Origin of the sequence: Pseudoalteromonas luteoviolacea, from assembly GCF_001750165.1 — a bacterium.
Classification (GTDB): domain Bacteria; phylum Pseudomonadota; class Gammaproteobacteria; order Enterobacterales; family Alteromonadaceae; genus Pseudoalteromonas; species Pseudoalteromonas luteoviolacea_G.
The window spans coordinates 3,782,115-3,799,674 of sequence record NZ_CP015411.1 but is presented as its reverse complement, the minus strand read 5'-3'; the positions used below and the strand labels follow the sequence as shown (position 1 = coordinate 3,799,674).

At 41.5% G+C, this 17,560-nt stretch carries 11 protein-coding genes; 4 read left to right on the top strand and 7 right to left on the bottom strand.

Annotated elements, in window-relative coordinates:
- Positions 1 to 38: 38 nt before the first annotated feature.
- The 6 genes from rsmS to dinG form a co-directional block, all read right to left on the bottom strand.
- Positions 39 to 203, bottom strand: coding sequence for a pleiotropic regulatory protein RsmS (gene rsmS, locus S4054249_RS26075; RefSeq protein WP_080928279.1), 165 nt, complete (start codon positions 201 to 203; stop codon positions 39 to 41).
- Positions 200 to 472, bottom strand: coding sequence for a late competence development ComFB family protein (locus tag S4054249_RS16135; RefSeq protein WP_046354683.1), 273 nt, complete (start codon positions 470 to 472; stop codon positions 200 to 202). Before S4054249_RS16135 ends, rsmS begins: the two co-directional genes overlap by 4 nt.
- A 115-nt stretch (positions 473 to 587) precedes the next feature.
- Complete coding sequence (locus tag S4054249_RS16130; protein ID WP_046354684.1) at positions 588 to 1,493, bottom strand: histone deacetylase family protein; 906 nt, start codon at positions 1,491 to 1,493, stop codon at positions 588 to 590.
- A gap of 1 nt (position 1,494) precedes the next feature.
- Positions 1,495 to 2,094 carry a primosomal replication protein gene (locus S4054249_RS16125; RefSeq protein WP_046354685.1) on the bottom strand — a complete coding sequence of 200 codons (600 nt, stop codon included), beginning with the start codon at positions 2,092 to 2,094 and terminating at the stop codon, positions 1,495 to 1,497.
- The gene (locus tag S4054249_RS16120) at positions 2,091 to 2,870 is read right to left on the bottom strand and encodes a sulfite exporter TauE/SafE family protein (RefSeq protein WP_046354686.1); all 780 of its coding nucleotides are present in this window, start codon (positions 2,868 to 2,870) and stop codon (positions 2,091 to 2,093) included. Before S4054249_RS16120 ends, S4054249_RS16125 begins: the two co-directional genes overlap by 4 nt.
- 2 nt (positions 2,871 to 2,872) lie before the next feature.
- Positions 2,873 to 4,942, bottom strand: coding sequence for an ATP-dependent DNA helicase DinG (gene dinG, locus S4054249_RS16115; RefSeq protein WP_046354687.1), 2,070 nt, complete (start codon positions 4,940 to 4,942; stop codon positions 2,873 to 2,875).
- A 23-nt stretch (positions 4,943 to 4,965) separates the two neighbouring features.
- Between dinG and S4054249_RS16110 the strand changes: the two genes are divergently transcribed.
- The 3 genes from S4054249_RS16110 to S4054249_RS16100 all read left to right on the top strand — a co-directional run bounded on the left by S4054249_RS16110 (position 4,966) and on the right by S4054249_RS16100 (position 14,026).
- Positions 4,966 to 7,338 carry a DNA polymerase II gene (locus S4054249_RS16110; protein ID WP_230851866.1) on the top strand — a complete coding sequence of 791 codons (2,373 nt, stop codon included), beginning with the start codon at positions 4,966 to 4,968 and terminating at the stop codon, positions 7,336 to 7,338.
- A 494-nt stretch (positions 7,339 to 7,832) separates the two neighbouring features.
- Positions 7,833 to 10,478, top strand: a complete 2,646-nt coding sequence (locus S4054249_RS16105) for a TonB-dependent receptor (protein WP_046354688.1) — start codon at positions 7,833 to 7,835, stop codon at positions 10,476 to 10,478.
- 740 nt (positions 10,479 to 11,218) lie between these two features.
- On the top strand, positions 11,219 to 14,026 hold the full coding sequence (locus tag S4054249_RS16100) for a TonB-dependent receptor (protein ID WP_046354689.1): 2,808 nt from the start codon (positions 11,219 to 11,221) through the stop codon (positions 14,024 to 14,026).
- A gap of 110 nt (positions 14,027 to 14,136) precedes the next feature.
- Here S4054249_RS16100 and S4054249_RS16095 read toward each other — a convergent pair whose 3' ends face one another.
- Positions 14,137 to 14,346: a hypothetical protein gene (locus tag S4054249_RS16095; protein ID WP_046354690.1), complete on the bottom strand. Its 210-nt coding sequence runs from the start codon at positions 14,344 to 14,346 to the stop codon at positions 14,137 to 14,139.
- 375 nt (positions 14,347 to 14,721) lie between these two features.
- On the opposite strand from S4054249_RS16095, the gene S4054249_RS16090 reads away from it, so the two are divergent.
- Entirely contained in the window at positions 14,722 to 17,541 is a 2,820-nt protein-coding gene (locus S4054249_RS16090; protein WP_046354691.1) for a TonB-dependent receptor domain-containing protein, read from the top strand.
- Positions 17,542 to 17,560 lie beyond the last annotated feature (19 nt).

The following is a 17,560-nucleotide window of genomic DNA, read 5'->3' as shown; positions in this document are numbered from 1 at the left end:
TATGACCAAATGTATAATTAATGTTGTTTTTTGATTTTTTACTCTACTTCGGAATCGACTTTGTGTTGGAAATCTTGTTTGACTATTTCCAGCGCATCTAAGACTTGTTGAGGGGACACTTGGTTTTGCTCTAATAACATTATTAAATCAACAGCGAGTTTTACATGCAGTGGGGCTTGGTCTAGTGAGGAGGGTTTGTTCATTCGTTAAATTGTCTCTTTTTGGATACTTGCTTTATGGCAACGTCTATCGCCACTTTAACACGCTCCTCCATTTGTTGTCGCTCAGACTGGGGTAAATAAAACTCCATATCGACATCATATCGAATATACCGGGCGGGTAATTGGTTGAGTACGGTACAGCAGAAATCAGCCATGACATTATCGTCATATTTTTCATTTAATTTGCGTTCTAAGATTTGCTCTATCATCACTTTTTCATAATAATTGTGTAAATCATCATGCAGTTTCATAGTGTCAATTCCTCCTCGAATACAATGTAAAGTCTATATCATAAAAGTTGTCTGCGCGACTTAACAACAAGTTATTTATCTGTATAAATACAAACCGCACGTAAATACAAAAAACTTATTTGGTGAGAAAGTGGGATGAGGCTAGGGCATTGAAAAGTTGTTGGTGTACCGAGACCAAACTATCAATATCTCGTTGATAACCACCGCCCAGAGAACACATCAAAGGGATTTTGTGATGATAGCAAAAGTCTAAAATGATCTGCTCGCGTTCTAAAACGCCTTGTAGTGATATATTAAAGTGACCTAATTCGTCTTTGTGGAATATGTCAGCGCCAGCATTATATAAAATAATATCAGGTTGATGAAGGCGTACGCACAGTTCTAAGGCCTGTATCAAGGTGGCCAAATATTGACTGTCTTTTGTGCCTGAGGGCAGGGCAAAATCGTAATCTGAGACCTCTTTGAGCCTTGGGAAATTTTGTTCACAGTGGATAGAGCAGGTGATCACATCACTGCGTGATTGCAAAATAGCGGCAGTGCCATCCCCTTGGTGTACATCACAATCTAAGATTAATACATTATCTGCCAATTGTGTGTCAATTAACTCACACGCCGCAACAGCCAAGTCGTTGAAGATACAAAATCCGCTAGCTCTATCTGCAAATGCGTGATGATAACCCCCAGCTAAGTTAGCTGAGAAGCCATGTGCCAATGCATACTGTGCAGCTTCAATACTGGCTCCGACAGAAATGAGTGTGCGCTCAACCAATTGCTTAGACCACGGGAAACCCATACGCTTGATGTCAATTTGGCTCATTGCTCCTGTGCAAAATGCGTGGATATAGTCTTCACTATGGCAGCGAATGAGTTGCGCTATTGAAGCTTTCCTGCTCACCGGCTTAATATATTGCCCCAGTTCTGTCGCTGCAATACGTGCTGTGAGCTTTTCATATTTAGATATAGGAAAACGGTGTTTGGGAGGGAGTTCGAGTTTGCTGTAAATAGAGTCAAAAAACAGCACGTTAGCGATTACCTTGTTTTTCGAGTTGTTGTATTTTCTCTTCGGTGGCAGAGATGGCTTTTCGGCAGCGCCCTAAGCGGGTGTGCAGTGCTAAAATTTCGGCGTTAAGTTTAGTATTTTGCTCAGCGCTTGCGCCGTCTAGTTGTGCACGGCGTATATCAATCATCTCTTGCAGTCGACGTTCAAACTCATGGTTTTGAGAGAGCTCCTGATACAATTCATGGGATGATTGCATAATGCGTTGCACTGCTTTTTTATATACCTTGGCTTTTTTAGGTTGGCTGAGTTTATTTTCTTTTGCCCATACAGGTGTAGACTTGAGTACTTTAATAATGGCTTGCATTTGCTCGCCCACTTGCTCTACGGCAAATTGATAGGCATGGCGATTTTGCTCTGGGGGAAGGTTTTTAAGTGTGAGCTTAATTTCGTCTACATAATCGCGAAGCAAGAGGCTTTTAGTATGAAACAAATGACTATCGAATAAACTAGGTTGGTTTTGTATATAACGGTTTTTATCAAACCACTTGGCATTATCAAACTGGTGGGCCTGAGTCGCTAATTGTTCAAGTTTGCTGTTGAGCTTACTGAGTGCTCGGCTCATGATATATATGCCTCAAAAATTAGCTTACCAGCCAAAATGATTACTACAGTGTTAAATATAGGCTTTATTAGTTTACTGCCAAATTTTATGGCTGAATGGGCACCAATCCAAGCACCGAGCATAAGAAATGCGCCCATGGTGATCCCTAATAAAAAGTTTACATGCCCTAGTGCAACGAATGTGATCAGGGAAATAAAATTGGACACAAAGTTCATTGAGCGCGCTAGGCCACAGTTTAGCAGTAAACTCATTTTGTACAGCAAACTATTTGAGGCGGTCCAAAATGTGCCTGTGCCCGGGCCTGCTAAGCCATCAAAAAAGCCCAATGACAAACCTTGTAGCCACTGTTTTACCTTTAACATACGAGTTTTCTTTGGCAAGGTGTTTAATTCAGTGGAGCTGAGGCTACCGAACAGGCTGTACAATGCGACGATGATGATGATAATCGGCAGGAGTTTATTTAAAAACTCAATACTCAACTTGTCTACGAGCAGTGTTCCCAGGATTGCTCCTATGGCCGTTGCGAGTGTAGAAGCTGCCCAAAAGCGTGGATTAAATAGCTGCTTTTTATAATAGGTAAAACTGGCAGTTAGCGACCCGAAACTGGCAGCTAATTTATTGGTACCCAGTGTCACATGAGGCGGCAACCCCGCAGTTAAAAGTGCAGGTACAGTTAGCATGCCTCCACCACCAGCGACGGCATCAATAAAACCAGCTGCCAAAGCAACTGCACATAAAAGCGCCCATGTGAGTGGGTCAAAAGCGAGTTCTAGCATTCTTAATCTATTTGTCTAGCAAAGGGTGGCAGCGTATCAAGCATGGCTTTTCCGTAACGTTTGGTTACAAGACGCCTATCAAGTATTGTAATGCGACCAGAATCAGTTTCCTTGCGCAGCAGTCTACCACAGCTTTGTACTAATTTCTTTGCAGCATCAGGTACAGTAATAGATAAAAACGGATTTCCGCCTTTTGATTGAATAAACTCAGCTTGTGCTTCTTCAACAGGTGAGGTTGGCACTGCAAAAGGGATTTTGGTAATAACTAAGTTTTCTAGATACTTTCCTGGCAGGTCTAGCCCTTCCGATAGGCTTTGCGTTCCAAACAAAATACTGCCGGCTCCTATGTCGATAGCAGCTTTGTGACGACTGAGTAAAGCCTCACGTGACATTTCGCCTTGTACTAGAATGTTAAGTTTCTTTTTTCTTAGGGCTGTAACAACGTGGTCCATTTGCCAGTAAGAAGCAAACAATACTAAGTTTGCCTTCTTTTTATCTAGGTATTGCGGCAGTGCTTCGGCTAAAAAGTCACTGAATGTTTTGTCTGTCGGTTCAACGGTCGTTTTAGGTAAATGTAAAGTCGCTTGTTGCTGATACGCAAACGGAGAGTCAGCCTTGATGAATTTCACACCGTCTTCGCCAGTTAACCCACTTTCCCTAGAAAAGTGGTCAAAGCTGCCAAGGGCTGTGAGTGTCGCAGAGCAAAGTACGGCACCTGCACATTCTCGCCATAGCTTGTCTTTTAGATAAAACCCGACCTCGATAGGGCAGTCACATAGCAAGTGGTCATGATGGCTTTTATATTCCATGCGTTTTATCCAACGTGCATGTGGCGTGCTTTCGCCTTTGGCGGCATAGCTAAACCATAACTTGTTTAGCTGCTCTAGTCGGTTAATATATTGGCCACTCTCTACTAAAAGTGGATCAGCTAAAAATGCCTGCACATCACCATCTGAGACATCGGTTGTTAATGCCTCATGCATTTTATTGAGAGCTCTGAGTGCATCGAGTGTTGCATCTGCAATGTCTTTTGCTTGAGTGGTGAGTGTCTCAGGTACATCTCCGTTTATAAATCGGTACGTATCGTTGTCATTATATTCGAAATCCGCTTGATCTAAACTGTCTCGCACAGTTCTCAGACACTTGCTGGCGTCATTTGCTGCATCATTGAGTTTGAAGTTTTGTCCAATGGCTTTTTGAGAGACAATCGTGTTAGCCATTTTTCCGCTAAATTTTAATAGTTTTTCAAGCCATTCAATAGTGCCTTTAATGGTGGCTGCGGCGGATGAAAAGTCTCGTGTTATATGCGGTAAATGGTGTGCTTCATCAATTACGTAAAACGTATCTTCAGGCTCAGGCAATATCGTGCCGCCACCCAGTTCTAAATCAGCGAGTAGCAGGGCGTGATTAATAACCAATACATCCATTTGTGCGATTTTTTGTCTAGCCATATGGAACGGGCATAAATGATGTGATTTCATCTGACGCTGACAGGCATGTTTGTCGCAGGCAATGAGGTTCCATACTTTGTCGGGAATGGTATCTTCCCAGCTATCACGATCACCCGCCCATTGTTTATTTTGATATGCATTGGCCAGCGTCTGAAGGCATTTTTGCTCCATATCAGTCAGCGGTGAGGATGTGGTCGGAACAAGGGACATTTGCATATCATCTTGATTGACGGCGGCCATGAGTTTTTGTACGCAAATATAGCGCTGACGACCTTTCACTAAATCAAACTTAAAGTCGATGCCGCTATGCTCTTTGAAAAAAGGTAATTCTTTTTCAATTAACTGTTCTTGTAACGCTACGGTTGCGGTAGAAATAACGAGCTTTTTCTTTTTTGCTAGTGCTAAAGGCAGTGCGCCTAAGCAATATGCCAATGACTTACCAGTACCGGTGCCAGCTTCAATGACACAGATACGTTGTGATTTGTGGTATTCACCTGCAAGTGTTTTTGCTATTTCTGCTACGAGATAATTTTGACTGCTGCGAGGGCGGTAGTCCTCTAGTTGCTGGGCGATATTTTGATGGGCATGACGTACGGTTTTTTTTAATGAGTCTGACAACATGTGGATCGCCTAAGCAAAAAAGTATGGATATAATTACAGGGGTGTATTTTAGGCGGGGTTCACAATTGGCACAAGCAGTATATCCGGGCTTTATTTTGTCACGGCAACAAACTTCAAATAAAGGCAAGATCCGCTTGTGCTATTGGTTGAAGACACATCAAGGTGTGATTAAAGCATTTATTGAACATGAAAAGTGCGTATTTTTTATCAAGCGTGTCGATCAAGGACGAGTAAAACATAGCTTAGAGCAGGCTGGTTGCCAGTTTCATCTGACTGATGTGCCACTTAAGCATTTTGACCAAGCAGCAGTATGTGCTCTTTACTTTTCAAGTTTAAGTGACTTTTATACCGCTAAAGAGGTATTGAATGGGCAGGTGTCTATGTATGAAGAAGATATCCGCCATGCCGACAGATATTTAATGGAACGATATATCAAAGGAGGTGTTTGGGTAACAGGCCAACCCTTACAGCGTGATGGCTATCTCGAGTTGCATAGCGCTAAGTTAAAAGCTCACCCTATATTTGTGCCTCATTTAAATATGCTGTCGTTGGATATTGAATGTAGTGGGGATGGTGTCTTATTTTCAGTAGGTCTGGTGTCTGATCAAGATAAAACTGTGATCATGATAGGCGCTCCACAGCCAAGTGACATTAATATCATTTGGGTTGAAGATGAAATAGCACTATTACGTAAGTTGTGTGCATTAATTGTACAGTTAGACCCCGATGTGTTAATTGGTTGGAATGTCATTGATTTCGATTGTGTCGTGCTGCACGAGCGTGCGCAAGCTTTGGGTGTCACTCTAGATATTGGCCGTGATGGTGAAGCGATGCATGTCTCCAGTGGCAATTTCACTCGTGTGCTGATACCTGGTCGAGTAGTGATAGATGGTATTGATACGATGAAAAATGCGACCTATCACTTTGAAACATTTAAGTTGAGTTTTGTAGCCAAAGAAGTACTTGGTCGTGACAAGTTAATCAGTCAAGATAATCGTTTAGAAGAAATCATCAGGCAATTCCATGAAGATAAACTGAGCTTGGCAAAATATAATCTAGAAGATTGCCAATTGGTTTGGGATATATTTCAGCAGCAGTCGTTACTTGATTTTGCGATTGCGAGAACCCGATTGACGGGCTTGGAACTAGAGCGTATGGGCGGCTCTGTGGCGGCTTTTACGAACCTATATTTACCTCTACTTCATCGCAGTGGCTATATTGCGCCAAACTTGGGTGAGCATGGGTTAAACTTTGATAGCCCCGGCGGCTATGTGATGGACTCTAAGCCAGGTTTATATCAAAACGTCTTAGTGCTCGATTTTAAAAGTCTATATCCATCAATCATACGCTCCTTCTGCATTGATCCCATGGGGCTTATTGAAGGTGGCAGAGATGAGGCCAGTGCAATTCCAGGCTTTAATAAGGGGTTATTTTCTCGAGAATACCATCATCTTCCCCAGTTGGTTGCACAGCTTTGGGAGGCTCGTCATCAAGCTAAGCTTGAAGGAGAGCATATGTTACAGCAAGCGATCAAAATTATCATGAATAGCTTGTATGGTGTATTAGGTTCCAAAGGGTGTCGTTTTTATGACCCGAGGTTATCGAGCTCGATCACCATGCGAGGGCATGAAATTATGCAAATGACTCGTCGCTGGATTGAAGAGATGGGATATGAGGTGATTTACGGCGATACAGATTCAACGTTTGTTAAAGTCAATGATGCTTTAAATGGTGAAGCTTGCCAAGGTATTGGCAAAATGTTGATGACTAAAATTAATCAGCGTTGGGCTTGTGAACTTAGCGAAAATTATAACCTTCAGAGTTTTTTAGAGATTGAATTTGAAACACATTACAGCCCATTTTTTATGCCCACGATCCGAGGTCAAGAAACAGGCTCGAAGAAGCGTTATGTAGGTCAAATTGAACGAAATGGTCAACCAGAGTTGATATTTAAAGGGATGGAGACTGTACGCAGTGATTGGACGAGCATTGCAAAAGAATATCAACAAGCGTTAATCAGAGCGTTATTTGATGGAAAAAATGTCACAGATATTACAGAGCACTACATTAATTTGATCACATCGGGACAAGCCGATGAAAAGTTGATTTACAAAAAGCGTTTGGGTAAGTCACTCGATGCTTATGTCAAAAATATTCCTCCCCACGTGCGCGCAGCGAAAGAAGCAACGCGTTTAGGGCTTGTGAATGGCCTAGGGAAGGGCAGTCAAATTGCATACTATATTAGCCAATCAGGCCCACAGCTTTTTGTGGAAGATATTAAGCAGCTAGATTATACCCACTATATAGAAAAGCAGATTTTACCTATTTATAGAATGTTGCCGAATATAGATGAAAATGCCATCAACTTGGCCGGTCAACGTTCCCTCGATTTGTAAACGTCAGGAAGCGATTTTTTATCGCTTTGTAATATTCGAGATTTTACCGTACACCAGATAGTCAATCGATAAAATTGCGTTTACTGTGATGTAAATGCCAACACCTAATTGTGCAAATTTTTTGTATTGAACCGAGCCGTCGGGTTAATTTTTGCCCACTTAAACCAAAAGTAAAAATATTTTTATTAACGCGATTGTTGCTTGCTTTTTTTATTCAGAATAAAAGTTGGTTTTTTATTGTACATCCTGTCTGTGAATTTAATTAATAATTTAATTCATATTGTAGTAAGTGTTTATTAACTTCAAAACCTTATTAAAAATAGATGCTTTTGTGTTTCATAGTTGTTAGTGAGTGTTAACTCCCTCTTGTTTGACGTTTAACATGAGTCCCGATTAGTATCCATGCCGAATTTTTAAAACCGGCCACTAGAGCCAGAAATAAAGACTTATAAAACTCAAGCTTACTGCATTGTGGTAAGCCCAGGGAGAATCTCATGTTGAACACTAAAGTAACTAAGGCTGTGCGTATTGCATTAGCATTTGGTGCTGCTTCTTCAGCTGCATTTGCGACGAATGCAGTGGCTGCAGAAGGCGCAGAAAAAGTAGAACGTATCGAAGTAACTGGCTCACGTATCAAGCGTGTTGATATGGAAGGTGCAAGCCCTGTTGAAGTAATCTCAACTGCTGAATTTGAAAGCCAAGGTCGTGTATCTGTTGCAGAAGCACTACAAAGCGTTACATCTAACAGCTTTGGCTCAATCACGCCATCGTCAGGTAGCAGCGCGCAATCTCAAAACACAGTAAGCCTTTTAGGCGCTGGTGCTGGTCGTACTCTAGTTTTAGTAGACGGTAAGCGTTTAGGTGGTTCTCCATCGTTAAATGGCGGCGGTGCAAACCTAAGCTCAATCCCAATGGCTGCGGTAGAGCGTATTGAAATCTTAAAAGACGGCGCATCAGCTATTTACGGTTCTGATGCGATTGCGGGTGTAATCAACGTTATCCTTAAGAAAGATTTCGAAGGTGCAACGTTTGACATCCAAGTAGGTCGCCCAGAAGCACAAGGTGGTGACACTAAGCAGATGTCTCTTTCATTTGGTGTGAGCTCTGACAAAGGTAACATTACATTTGTATATGACCACCAACAGCGTGGTGAGATTTTCGACCGTGATCGTCCTTATACGTCAGCAACAATGGAAGACACAAATGGCGATGGCAAAATCTCAATCTATGATGAAACAACTGGTATTAGCTACTTCGGTGCGACGGTAAAAGGCCCTGATGGCTACCTAGCTTCGCCTAAATGTAATGAGCTAAAAGAAACAGTTCCTGGTTTTGTTGGCGTACTTGATCAAGGTTCAAGCCTAGGTGGTATTGGCAAGGGTGAAGTTTGTGGTTACGCATTTGCTGACGTTTCAGCAAACTCTGCATCAACTAAACGTGACTCAATCATGACAAGCTTAACATATGAGCTTACTGATGATTTAGAGCTATATGCACGTGGTATGTTTAGCCGAAATGATTCTTTCGGTCGTTATGCACCGCCAGCGGCATCTTGGAGAGGTATGGCTGCTGACAATGAGCATAACCCAACTGATGAAGTGGTAAACGGTCAATTCCGTTGGTACCAACTTGGTAACCGTGATGGTGAAGTAACAGACTATCAGCAAGACTACCTATTAGGTCTTAAAGGTATGTTCGGCGATACAGCTGAGTGGGAAGTATCTTATCACAAAGCTAAGCTAGACTATCGTACAGCTGGTCGTTATTACCTAAGCTACTCAGGCCTTGCATATAACCAGCAAAATGGTATCGATATGGGCTCTGAAGAAGGTATCGATAACATGCGTGCGACAACGTATACTGAGAACCAAAGTGAGCTAGATCACTTCTTCGCAGGTCTTGGTTTTGAATTTGGTGAGCTACCTGCTGGTATGATCAGCCACTACGTAGGCGGTGAGTATTTCGAAGAAGTACTTGAGTCTAAGTACGATGCGCAAAGTGAAGCAAAGCTTATCGGTGGTAGCGCTGGTAGTTCAGGTCTAGGTGAGCGTGATGTAACGGCGTTCTTCTATGAGATGTATATCCCTGTACTTGATAATCTAACTGTAAGTGCGGCATACCGTTACGACGATTACAGTGATTTTGGTAGCGTAGGCAACCCAAGTATTAAAGTTGAGTATCGCCCAATGGATGATCTACTTATCCGTGGTTCTTACTCAGAAGGCTTCCGTGCACCAACGCTTAAAGAGTTGAATGCAACTGACTCTGAAGGTGCGCCACAAGCAACTGATTATGTACTTTGTGCACAGCAAGGCACTGCCGCTTCAGAGTGTAAACAACGTGGTTTTGAAGAGTTAAGACAAGGTAACAAAGACTTAGGTCCTGAAGAGTCAACTTACGTTAACCTAGGTGTTGTTTACTCTGGCTTCGAAGATGTGTCTGTTAAAGTTGATTACTTCGAACTTGAAATTGAAAACGTGGTTTCTTTAATCACTGTTCAAGATCTAATTTACATCGAGAACGCAGGCAAGCTAGACGAAATCACGACTAAATTCCCTAAAGTTGATATTCAGCGTGATGCCAATGGTGCTGTAGATGGTAAAGTTAAAACACTTTACGCAAACGGCTCTTTCATGTCTCGTAAAGGTTTTGATATTGACCTTTCTTACAAGCTAGACACAAGTTTTGGTGAGTTTAAGTTCAAGAAGGTAACAACGTTACTGACTGAAGTAGGTGAAGACGTATACTTCTCTGGCCCAACTGGCAACGAGAAAAGTGCTCCGGCTCAACCAGAATGGCGTTCACAGTTCACAGTAAACTACACGCTTGATAATGTGGCGATTAACTGGACTACAGATATCGTTGCTGATACGTACGAAACTGAATATGTTAAAGCTGAAGTACGTGATGGTGAGCTAGTACCAGTGAAAGCGTACGAAGATAACATTCCAACGTTCGTTACACATAACCTAAACATGAAGTATTTCACTGAAAACTACGGTACGTTCACTTTAGGTGCACGTAACTTGTTTGATAAAGACGTGAACTATGATGATAACGGTAATTACATTGATTACTCAATCTATCACTCAGCTCACATCGGTCGTGAGATCTTTGCAGGTTACAGCATCAGCTTCTAATTTGCTGATCTAACTGATAAAAATAAAAGCCTCGCCATGCGAGGCTTTTTTATGTCTTTCACTAAATGCTGTGCTTAACAGCCCTCTATTTCTGTACATCTAGCCTCTCACAAACCTATTTAGCACATTGACTTGAATATATCAGTTGCTCTGTTTTCGGAATTCTATTGATCTGTTTAATTCAATAAATGCATTTCTGTTTGAAAAATAGCCTCTTAAGTGTTTTTTAGCCCTTTTTTTGTACCTATGTTTAATTTTTGTTTCTTAAATTGGTATTTAAGTCTATGTGTTTACCTATTTTTATCATTGTTTTTTTGTTTACACTAAATTAACTCTGTGTTTTTGTGGGGTTTTTTGGATTTATGTTGATGATTTTATTGTATTTATTTTTGTTTTTTGTTTGTTTTTTTAAAGGGTACGGTTGTTTCGGGTTTGTTTGTTGCGTATTTTGATCCAACAATCAGGGTGTTATTTTATTTTCTATATTTTTTTATTTTTGAATTTTTAGAATAAACCCTTCTAATACATGAGCTTAATGTTTTTTTATTGTTTTATTTGTAACATTTAATGTTGTTCAATGTTGATTTTTGCGGGTTTAAGTGCAATAAAATTGTTGACGCTGAGTGCGGGGATTGTTTAGTATTCCTGCAATGTGTTGCCTTTAGTGCAACAATAAAAATATTGGTGTATGCCATTTATATAATTATAACCACTCAAAAGGGTGGTCCAGGGAGATTCAAATGTTAAACAATCAAGTAACCAAAGCTGTGCGCTTAGCATTAGCTTTAGGTGCTGTATCAGCATCCGCTTTTGTGTCTGCTAATGAAGCAGGTGAGCAAGAAGTGGAACGTATTGAAATCACGGGTTCTGCAATCAAGCGTACAGATCTTGAAGGTGCATTACCTGTAGATGTAATCGACGCAACTGATATTGCAAAGTCTGGTGTAACAAGTGTGCCGGACTTAATCGCAAACATTCCGTCAATGCAGGGTTTTACTGCCGCTGGTGAGTCTGTTGGTGGTGGCGGTGGTGGTATCCAAACTGCTTCCCTACGCGATTTGGGCGCTGAATATACGCTGGTTCTTATCAACGGTCGCCGTATGGCATCGTCTGACTCAGGTTCAAGCATTGATATCAACTCAATCCCTTTATCAGCGATTAAACGTGTTGAAATTCTTAAAGATGGTGCATCTGCATTATATGGCTCTGACGCGATTGCAGGTGTTGTAAACTTTATTCTTAAAGATGACGTGCAAGAGACAACGATCAGTGCACGTTATGACAAGCCAAAAGATACGTCTAGCTCTAACTTCTCTATCACAACTGGTTTTGGTGATTTAGGCAGTGATGGCTTCAACGTTATGGTGAGCTTTAGCCGTGATGAGCAAGACAATCTAAGGTCTGTAGACCGCGATTTTGCAAAAACTGGTTTTGTTCAATTTGAGCACGCTGGCCAAGAGTTAGTAGCGATTGCTGGTTCTTCAAATGCGATCCCTGGTAACGCTTACGTGACTTACAACACGCGTGACGAGGCCGGGAACTTAGTTCTAAACGACGCTGGTAACAATGTTACTAAGACATACGCATTAAACCCTTACAAAGAAGCAAATGGTTCTTGTCACACGACAAGTGCACCATCTGGTAATGCATGTCAGTTTGACTACACGAGTACATTAGAAATTCAGCCAGAGAGTGAGCGTAACAACTTATTCTTACAAGGTACATTTGCAGTAAACGACGACACAGAAGCATATGTGACAGCGTCTGCTTCAGAATTCCAAATGACGACGCGTATTGCTCCTTACCCAACAGGTACATTTACACTGGCTAACGATTCACAGATCGTGAAAGACAATGTAATTCCATATCTTCCTGACAATGTACTAGCAGATATGACGAAAGTTGCTGCTCGCTGGCGTGTACTTCCAGGCGGTAATCGTACGGACGAATATACGGCATCAACAACACATTTTGTAGCCGGTTTACGTGGTGATTTTGGTGAGTGGAACTATGAGTTAGCCGTTACAGCATCTGATGCAGAGCGTGAGCAAGTTCGTATCACAGGTTACCCATTAGAGAAAGAATTCATTGAACTTGTGACATCTGGTGAAGTAGATATATTTGCAGACCCAGATTCATTAACTGACGAGCAAAACACAGCGGTTAGAAACACGATGTTTAACGGTCTGTGGGACACAACTGAGACTGGTTTGTTCGCTATTGAAGGTAAGACATCAGGCCCAATCGCAGAACTGGATGCTGGTACAGTGTACATGGCTGTTGGTTTTGATTACCGTATGTCAGACTACTCGCTGACCAATGGTGAAGGCCAAAATGCTGAAGTCGTACTATTTGAATCAGCTGGTGAAGAATTTGATTTAGAGCGTGACAGCTACGGCGCATTTGCTGAAGTTGTGGTACCTGTACTTGAAAACTTAGAAGTAACAGGTTCATTACGTTACGATGAAATTGGTGAAATCACAGATTCTAAGCGTACTGGCAACCAAACTGTTAACGAAAGCGCTGACGATACAACATATAAGTTGAGTGTTTCTTATCGTCCTAATGACCAGTGGTTATTGCGTGCTTCATATGGTACTGGTTTCAAGATGGCGACAATGCGCGAAATCGCAGAGCCACGTGTTGAGTTTGGTGTAACAGCATCACCTTATGACTGTCCAGCTGGTTTGAGACAAGAAATTGCACAATTCTGTTACTCTGACAAACTTCAGTACGATGTATTCCGTGAAGGTAATACAGGACTTAAACCTGAGACTTCTAAGCAGTACACATTTGGTTTTGTATGGTCTGGCGATCAAGGCACAAGCTTTGGCATGGACTACTGGAACGTACAGATGGAAAACCAGGTTAGACGTCTAACCCAGAACCAAATCTTTGGTGACCCGGTAACATACGCTCAGTGGTTCACGACTAAGATTGACCAAGGTACAGGCGATACAGTTGTTGCAATCATCCAAGCAGCTGAAAACGTGGGTGAGTCAAGAAATTCAGGTATTGATTGGCACTTTGATTTCACGACAGAGTTTTCTTTCGGCACACTTAAGTCTCAACTAATGGGTACTTACATGCTTGAAAGTGAAAGCTTGCGTGTTGGTAGTGACAATATCTGGGACTCTAGTTTAGGTAAAGTGGGTACGAACGAAGCTGTTACATTCCGTAATATTGTTAACTTCAACAATACCTTCACACATGGTGATTTCACACATAGCTTGAACATTAAAGCACGTAGCGGTTACACAGATGCAGCAGCAGATGTGAGTTTCTATGTAGCTAAAGCTGATGATTGGAATGATGCGGTTGATGGTAGCGTAATTCAAAAGCATATCCCAGTGTATATGACAGTTGATTACCGTTTAGCATATGCTTGGGGTGACAATGCAAATGTAGGCTTTGGTATTAAAAACTTATTTGATAAAGAACCGCCATTTACGCTTAATGCGGCAGCGGGTCACCAGGTAGGTTATGACCCTCGTTACGCAGACCCGTATGGACGTACTTTCTACCTACAAGCTGATTACACTTTTTAATCTCAGCATCTTGGCTCTAAGCTCAATTTAGAGCCAAGTTACGAATTTACAAGGAAAACATAACAAACTGCAGCATTTATAACTTTATTCATAAATGATTTTGACAGCATTTATGTAAACAAGGTAGATGTCATGTAGCGTAAGTTTCCAATTGAAATATTCGTGTCTAAAAAACCTGCATAGGCAGGTTTTTTTTTATTTATTTTATTGTCTTTTATGGCTTTTGTTGTTTCTTTTGTGTTTTTAGTGTTAATTTTTGGTTTTAAGGCCTGTATTTTTTTTGAACTTATAGCTTGTGTTTTTGCTTGAACTTTACACATGAATTTTTAGCTTTAGGTTTGCCTGTTGTTATCGGTCTTTATCGTTGTGTTTTTTTTATTCTTTTGTTTTTGTTTGTTTTATTTTTTGTTTTTTTATTTTTTTTGGTCACTTAAAGTTGGGTTGATTGCGAAAAAGCCAACAAAAATCATCCACTCCTTTTGATGTCGAATAAAAAACACCCTTCTTCTTTTTGTTGCTATTTTTGCAACTGACTTTTGTATTAACTCGTTTTTACAAGCTTGCATGGGTATTTACTTTGTGGTTACTATACTTGCGTTGTTACATATAAGGTACACAAAAAAGTAACGTGTTTAACCTTGTATAGAAGGCATAATTAAAATAAAAGCTTTGTTAAAAGCCCAGGGAGAAATTGAATGTTAAATAGTAAGATCTCAAAAGCAGTTCGCTTAGCGATCGCTTTTGGTGCTGTTTCAGCAACTGCGTTTAACGTAGCAGCTGAAGAACAAAAAGAAATCGAAAAAATTGAAATCACGGGTTCTAGCATTAAAGGTACAGACCTTGCTGGTGCTTTACCTGTAAACGTATTAAGTGCAGAAGACATCAAAGCAACTGGTGTTACCTCTGTTCCTGACTTAATCACTCAAATCCCTTCAATGCAGGGTTTCACTACTCCAACTTCTTCTGTTGGTGGCGGTGGTGCAGGTACTGCAACAGCGTCTTTACGTGGTTTAGGTTCAGAGTACACTTTAGTACTTCTAAACGGTCGCCGTGTTGCATCACAATTCTCTGGTAGCTCTGTTGACATCAACAGTATCCCATTAGCAGCAGTAGAGCGCGTTGAAGTACTTACTGATGGCGCATCAGCTATCTATGGTTCAGATGCAATCGCGGGTGTAATTAACTTCATCCTTAAGGACGAAGTAGATCAATCAACTCTTTCAGTAAGAACAGATCGTCCACGTGACGGTGGTGAAACAACTAACGTAAGTTTCACAACTGGCTTCGGTGACTATGACTCTGATGGCTACAGCTTAATGTTCACAGTATCTCACGATACTCAAGAAACATTGCGTTCTAAAGACCGTGAATTCGCAAAAACAGGTCTTTTAGAGTTTGCTTATGAAGGTCAAAGCTATTTTTCAATCAATGGTTCTCCAAATGCTATCCCTGCAAACGTTGAAGTAGAGCTTGACGACGGTGATGCTGCTTACTTCTTCAACCCGTACCTATCTGAGCATGGTACTTGTGCGCCAGACAATGCTAAAGATCCAAGCTCTGATCAGTGTATGTTCGACTTCACAAGCACACTTGAAATCGTTCCTGAAAGTGAACGTACTTCATTCATGGTACACGGTAATTTTGATGTTACTGAAGACATCAAAGCATTTGCTACTGTGAGCTATACCGATTTCTCAATGACTGCTCGTATCGCGCCTAACCCAACTGGCCCAATCCCAATTGGAACAACTGGTGAAGCTTACAAGCAATATGTTGAACCTCACCTAACTGAAGACCAGAAAGCTCGTGCAACTGAAGTTTATGCATCATGGCGTGCACTACCAGGTGGAAACCGTACTTCAACATACGATACAACTACTTTCAATTCATCTTTTGGTTTGGAAGGTGTACTTTTCGATACTATCGATTTCAGCACAGCAATTGCAATCTCAGGTGCAGAGCGTGATGAGAGCTTCTCTGATGGTCACTTCTACGCAAACTGGGTAGGTGATATTGCTAACGGTACAATCGACGTATTCGCGCTTCCTGGTGAAATGAGTGAAGCAGGTATGGCTGCTCTTGAAGCAAGTAAATGGCGTCACCTTAACCAGACATGGAAGACAAGCTCAATTGCTTGGGATTTCCGTGCATCACAGGCGTTATTTGAATTACCAGCGGGTGAAGTATACATCGGTTATGGTGTAGATTACCGCGTAAACTCTTACGAAAACCTTCCTTCTGCTGAAAATGCTAAAGATGAACGTTGGGGTTCAGGTGGCGACCCAATCTTTGACCTAGAGCGTACAACGTACGGTGCATTCACTGAATTCCAGGTTCCTTTACTAGACGACCTAATGCTTTCTGCAGCAATTCGTTACGATATGATTGGTGGTGTTGATAACAACCATTTCATTGATGAAAACGATGAGACTGAAACAGTTCAGCAGATCACTGCAAATGACGACGAAAGCGACGTAACTTACAAAGTGAGCTTGCGTTATAACGCGACTGATGACTTAGTACTTCGTGGTTCAATCGGTACAGGTTTCCGTTCAGCGACAATGCTACAAATTGCACAGCCGCAAAACTACGGTGGTGTAACTCGTGCACCATACACTTGTCCTGTAACTGATGCTCGTACACGTGGTTGTAGCGCTGCGCCAGTACAGTATAACTTGTACAACAGTGGTAACCCGAACCTAGCACCTGAGACTTCAGATCAGTGGTCACTTGGTTTTGTTTACGCACCAAGCAACGAATTTACTTTCGAAATGGACTACTGGAAAGTTGACATCACAAACCGTGTTGATCAACCTTCAGAAACATACGCGTTTACAGTTAACCCAGGTCTATATGACGCACAGTTCGTAATCGGTGATGATCCAAACGGTGGTTCTCGTGAACGTCTATACTTCATCTCTCAACCAGTTAACATCGGTGAGAGCATCAACGAGGGTATTGACTGGAAAGTTAACCTAACAAACGATCTTAGCTTTGGTACGCTGAAGACTTCACTTCAAGGTACATATTTTGTTAAGCAAGAGTACACTCTAGCTGGTACAGCTGACGAGTGGAGAAGCTCTCTTGGCCAGTATGGTGCTGATGAAGAAGTTGTATTCCGCAACGTTATCACTGCGCAGACAGTATTGAGTACAGGTGATTTCACTCATACGCTACGCGCTAACTTCCGTTCTGGTTGGAAAGATCAAGAAACTGAAGTTCAGTTTGGTACAATAGATAATCCAGACTACGTTCGTGCTGACGACGGTACATTAACTGGTGACGTACACAGCCGTGACGTACAGTTGGAAGTTCCATCACACACAACTTTCAACTACAAAGTTGATTACTATGGTTTTGAAAACACAGTACTTTCAGCTGGTATTAAGAACATCTTTGACAAAGAGCCTCCGTTCTCACTGGGCGATGCAGAAGGTCACTTAGTAGGTTATGAAGGTCGTTACTATGACCAGTTCCTACGTACTTTCTACGTAAGCGTTGACTACAGCTTCTAATTTGAGCTGAGTTATAAAA

What these genes read in the sequence shown, in the direction of transcription:
- S4054249_RS16125 (WP_046354685.1), bottom strand. Translation starts at nt 2,094, where the DNA reads ATGAGCCGAGCACTCAGTAAGCTCAACAGCAAACTTGAACAATTAGCG.
- S4054249_RS16105 (WP_046354688.1), top strand. Translation starts at nt 7,833, where the DNA reads ATGTTGAACACTAAAGTAACTAAGGCTGTGCGTATTGCATTAGCATTT.
- S4054249_RS16120 (WP_046354686.1), bottom strand. Translation starts at nt 2,870, where the DNA reads ATGCTAGAACTCGCTTTTGACCCACTCACATGGGCGCTTTTATGTGCA.
- dinG (WP_046354687.1), bottom strand. Translation starts at nt 4,942, where the DNA reads ATGTTGTCAGACTCATTAAAAAAAACCGTACGTCATGCCCATCAAAAT.
- S4054249_RS16135 (WP_046354683.1), bottom strand. Translation starts at nt 472, where the DNA reads ATGAAACTGCATGATGATTTACACAATTATTATGAAAAAGTGATGATA.
- S4054249_RS16100 (WP_046354689.1), top strand. Translation starts at nt 11,219, where the DNA reads ATGTTAAACAATCAAGTAACCAAAGCTGTGCGCTTAGCATTAGCTTTA.
- S4054249_RS16110 (WP_230851866.1), top strand. Translation starts at nt 4,966, where the DNA reads ATGGATATAATTACAGGGGTGTATTTTAGGCGGGGTTCACAATTGGCA.
- S4054249_RS16090 (WP_046354691.1), top strand. Translation starts at nt 14,722, where the DNA reads ATGTTAAATAGTAAGATCTCAAAAGCAGTTCGCTTAGCGATCGCTTTT.
- rsmS (WP_080928279.1), bottom strand. Translation starts at nt 203, where the DNA reads ATGAACAAACCCTCCTCACTAGACCAAGCCCCACTGCATGTAAAACTC.
- S4054249_RS16095 (WP_046354690.1), bottom strand. Translation starts at nt 14,346, where the DNA reads ATGTGTAAAGTTCAAGCAAAAACACAAGCTATAAGTTCAAAAAAAATA.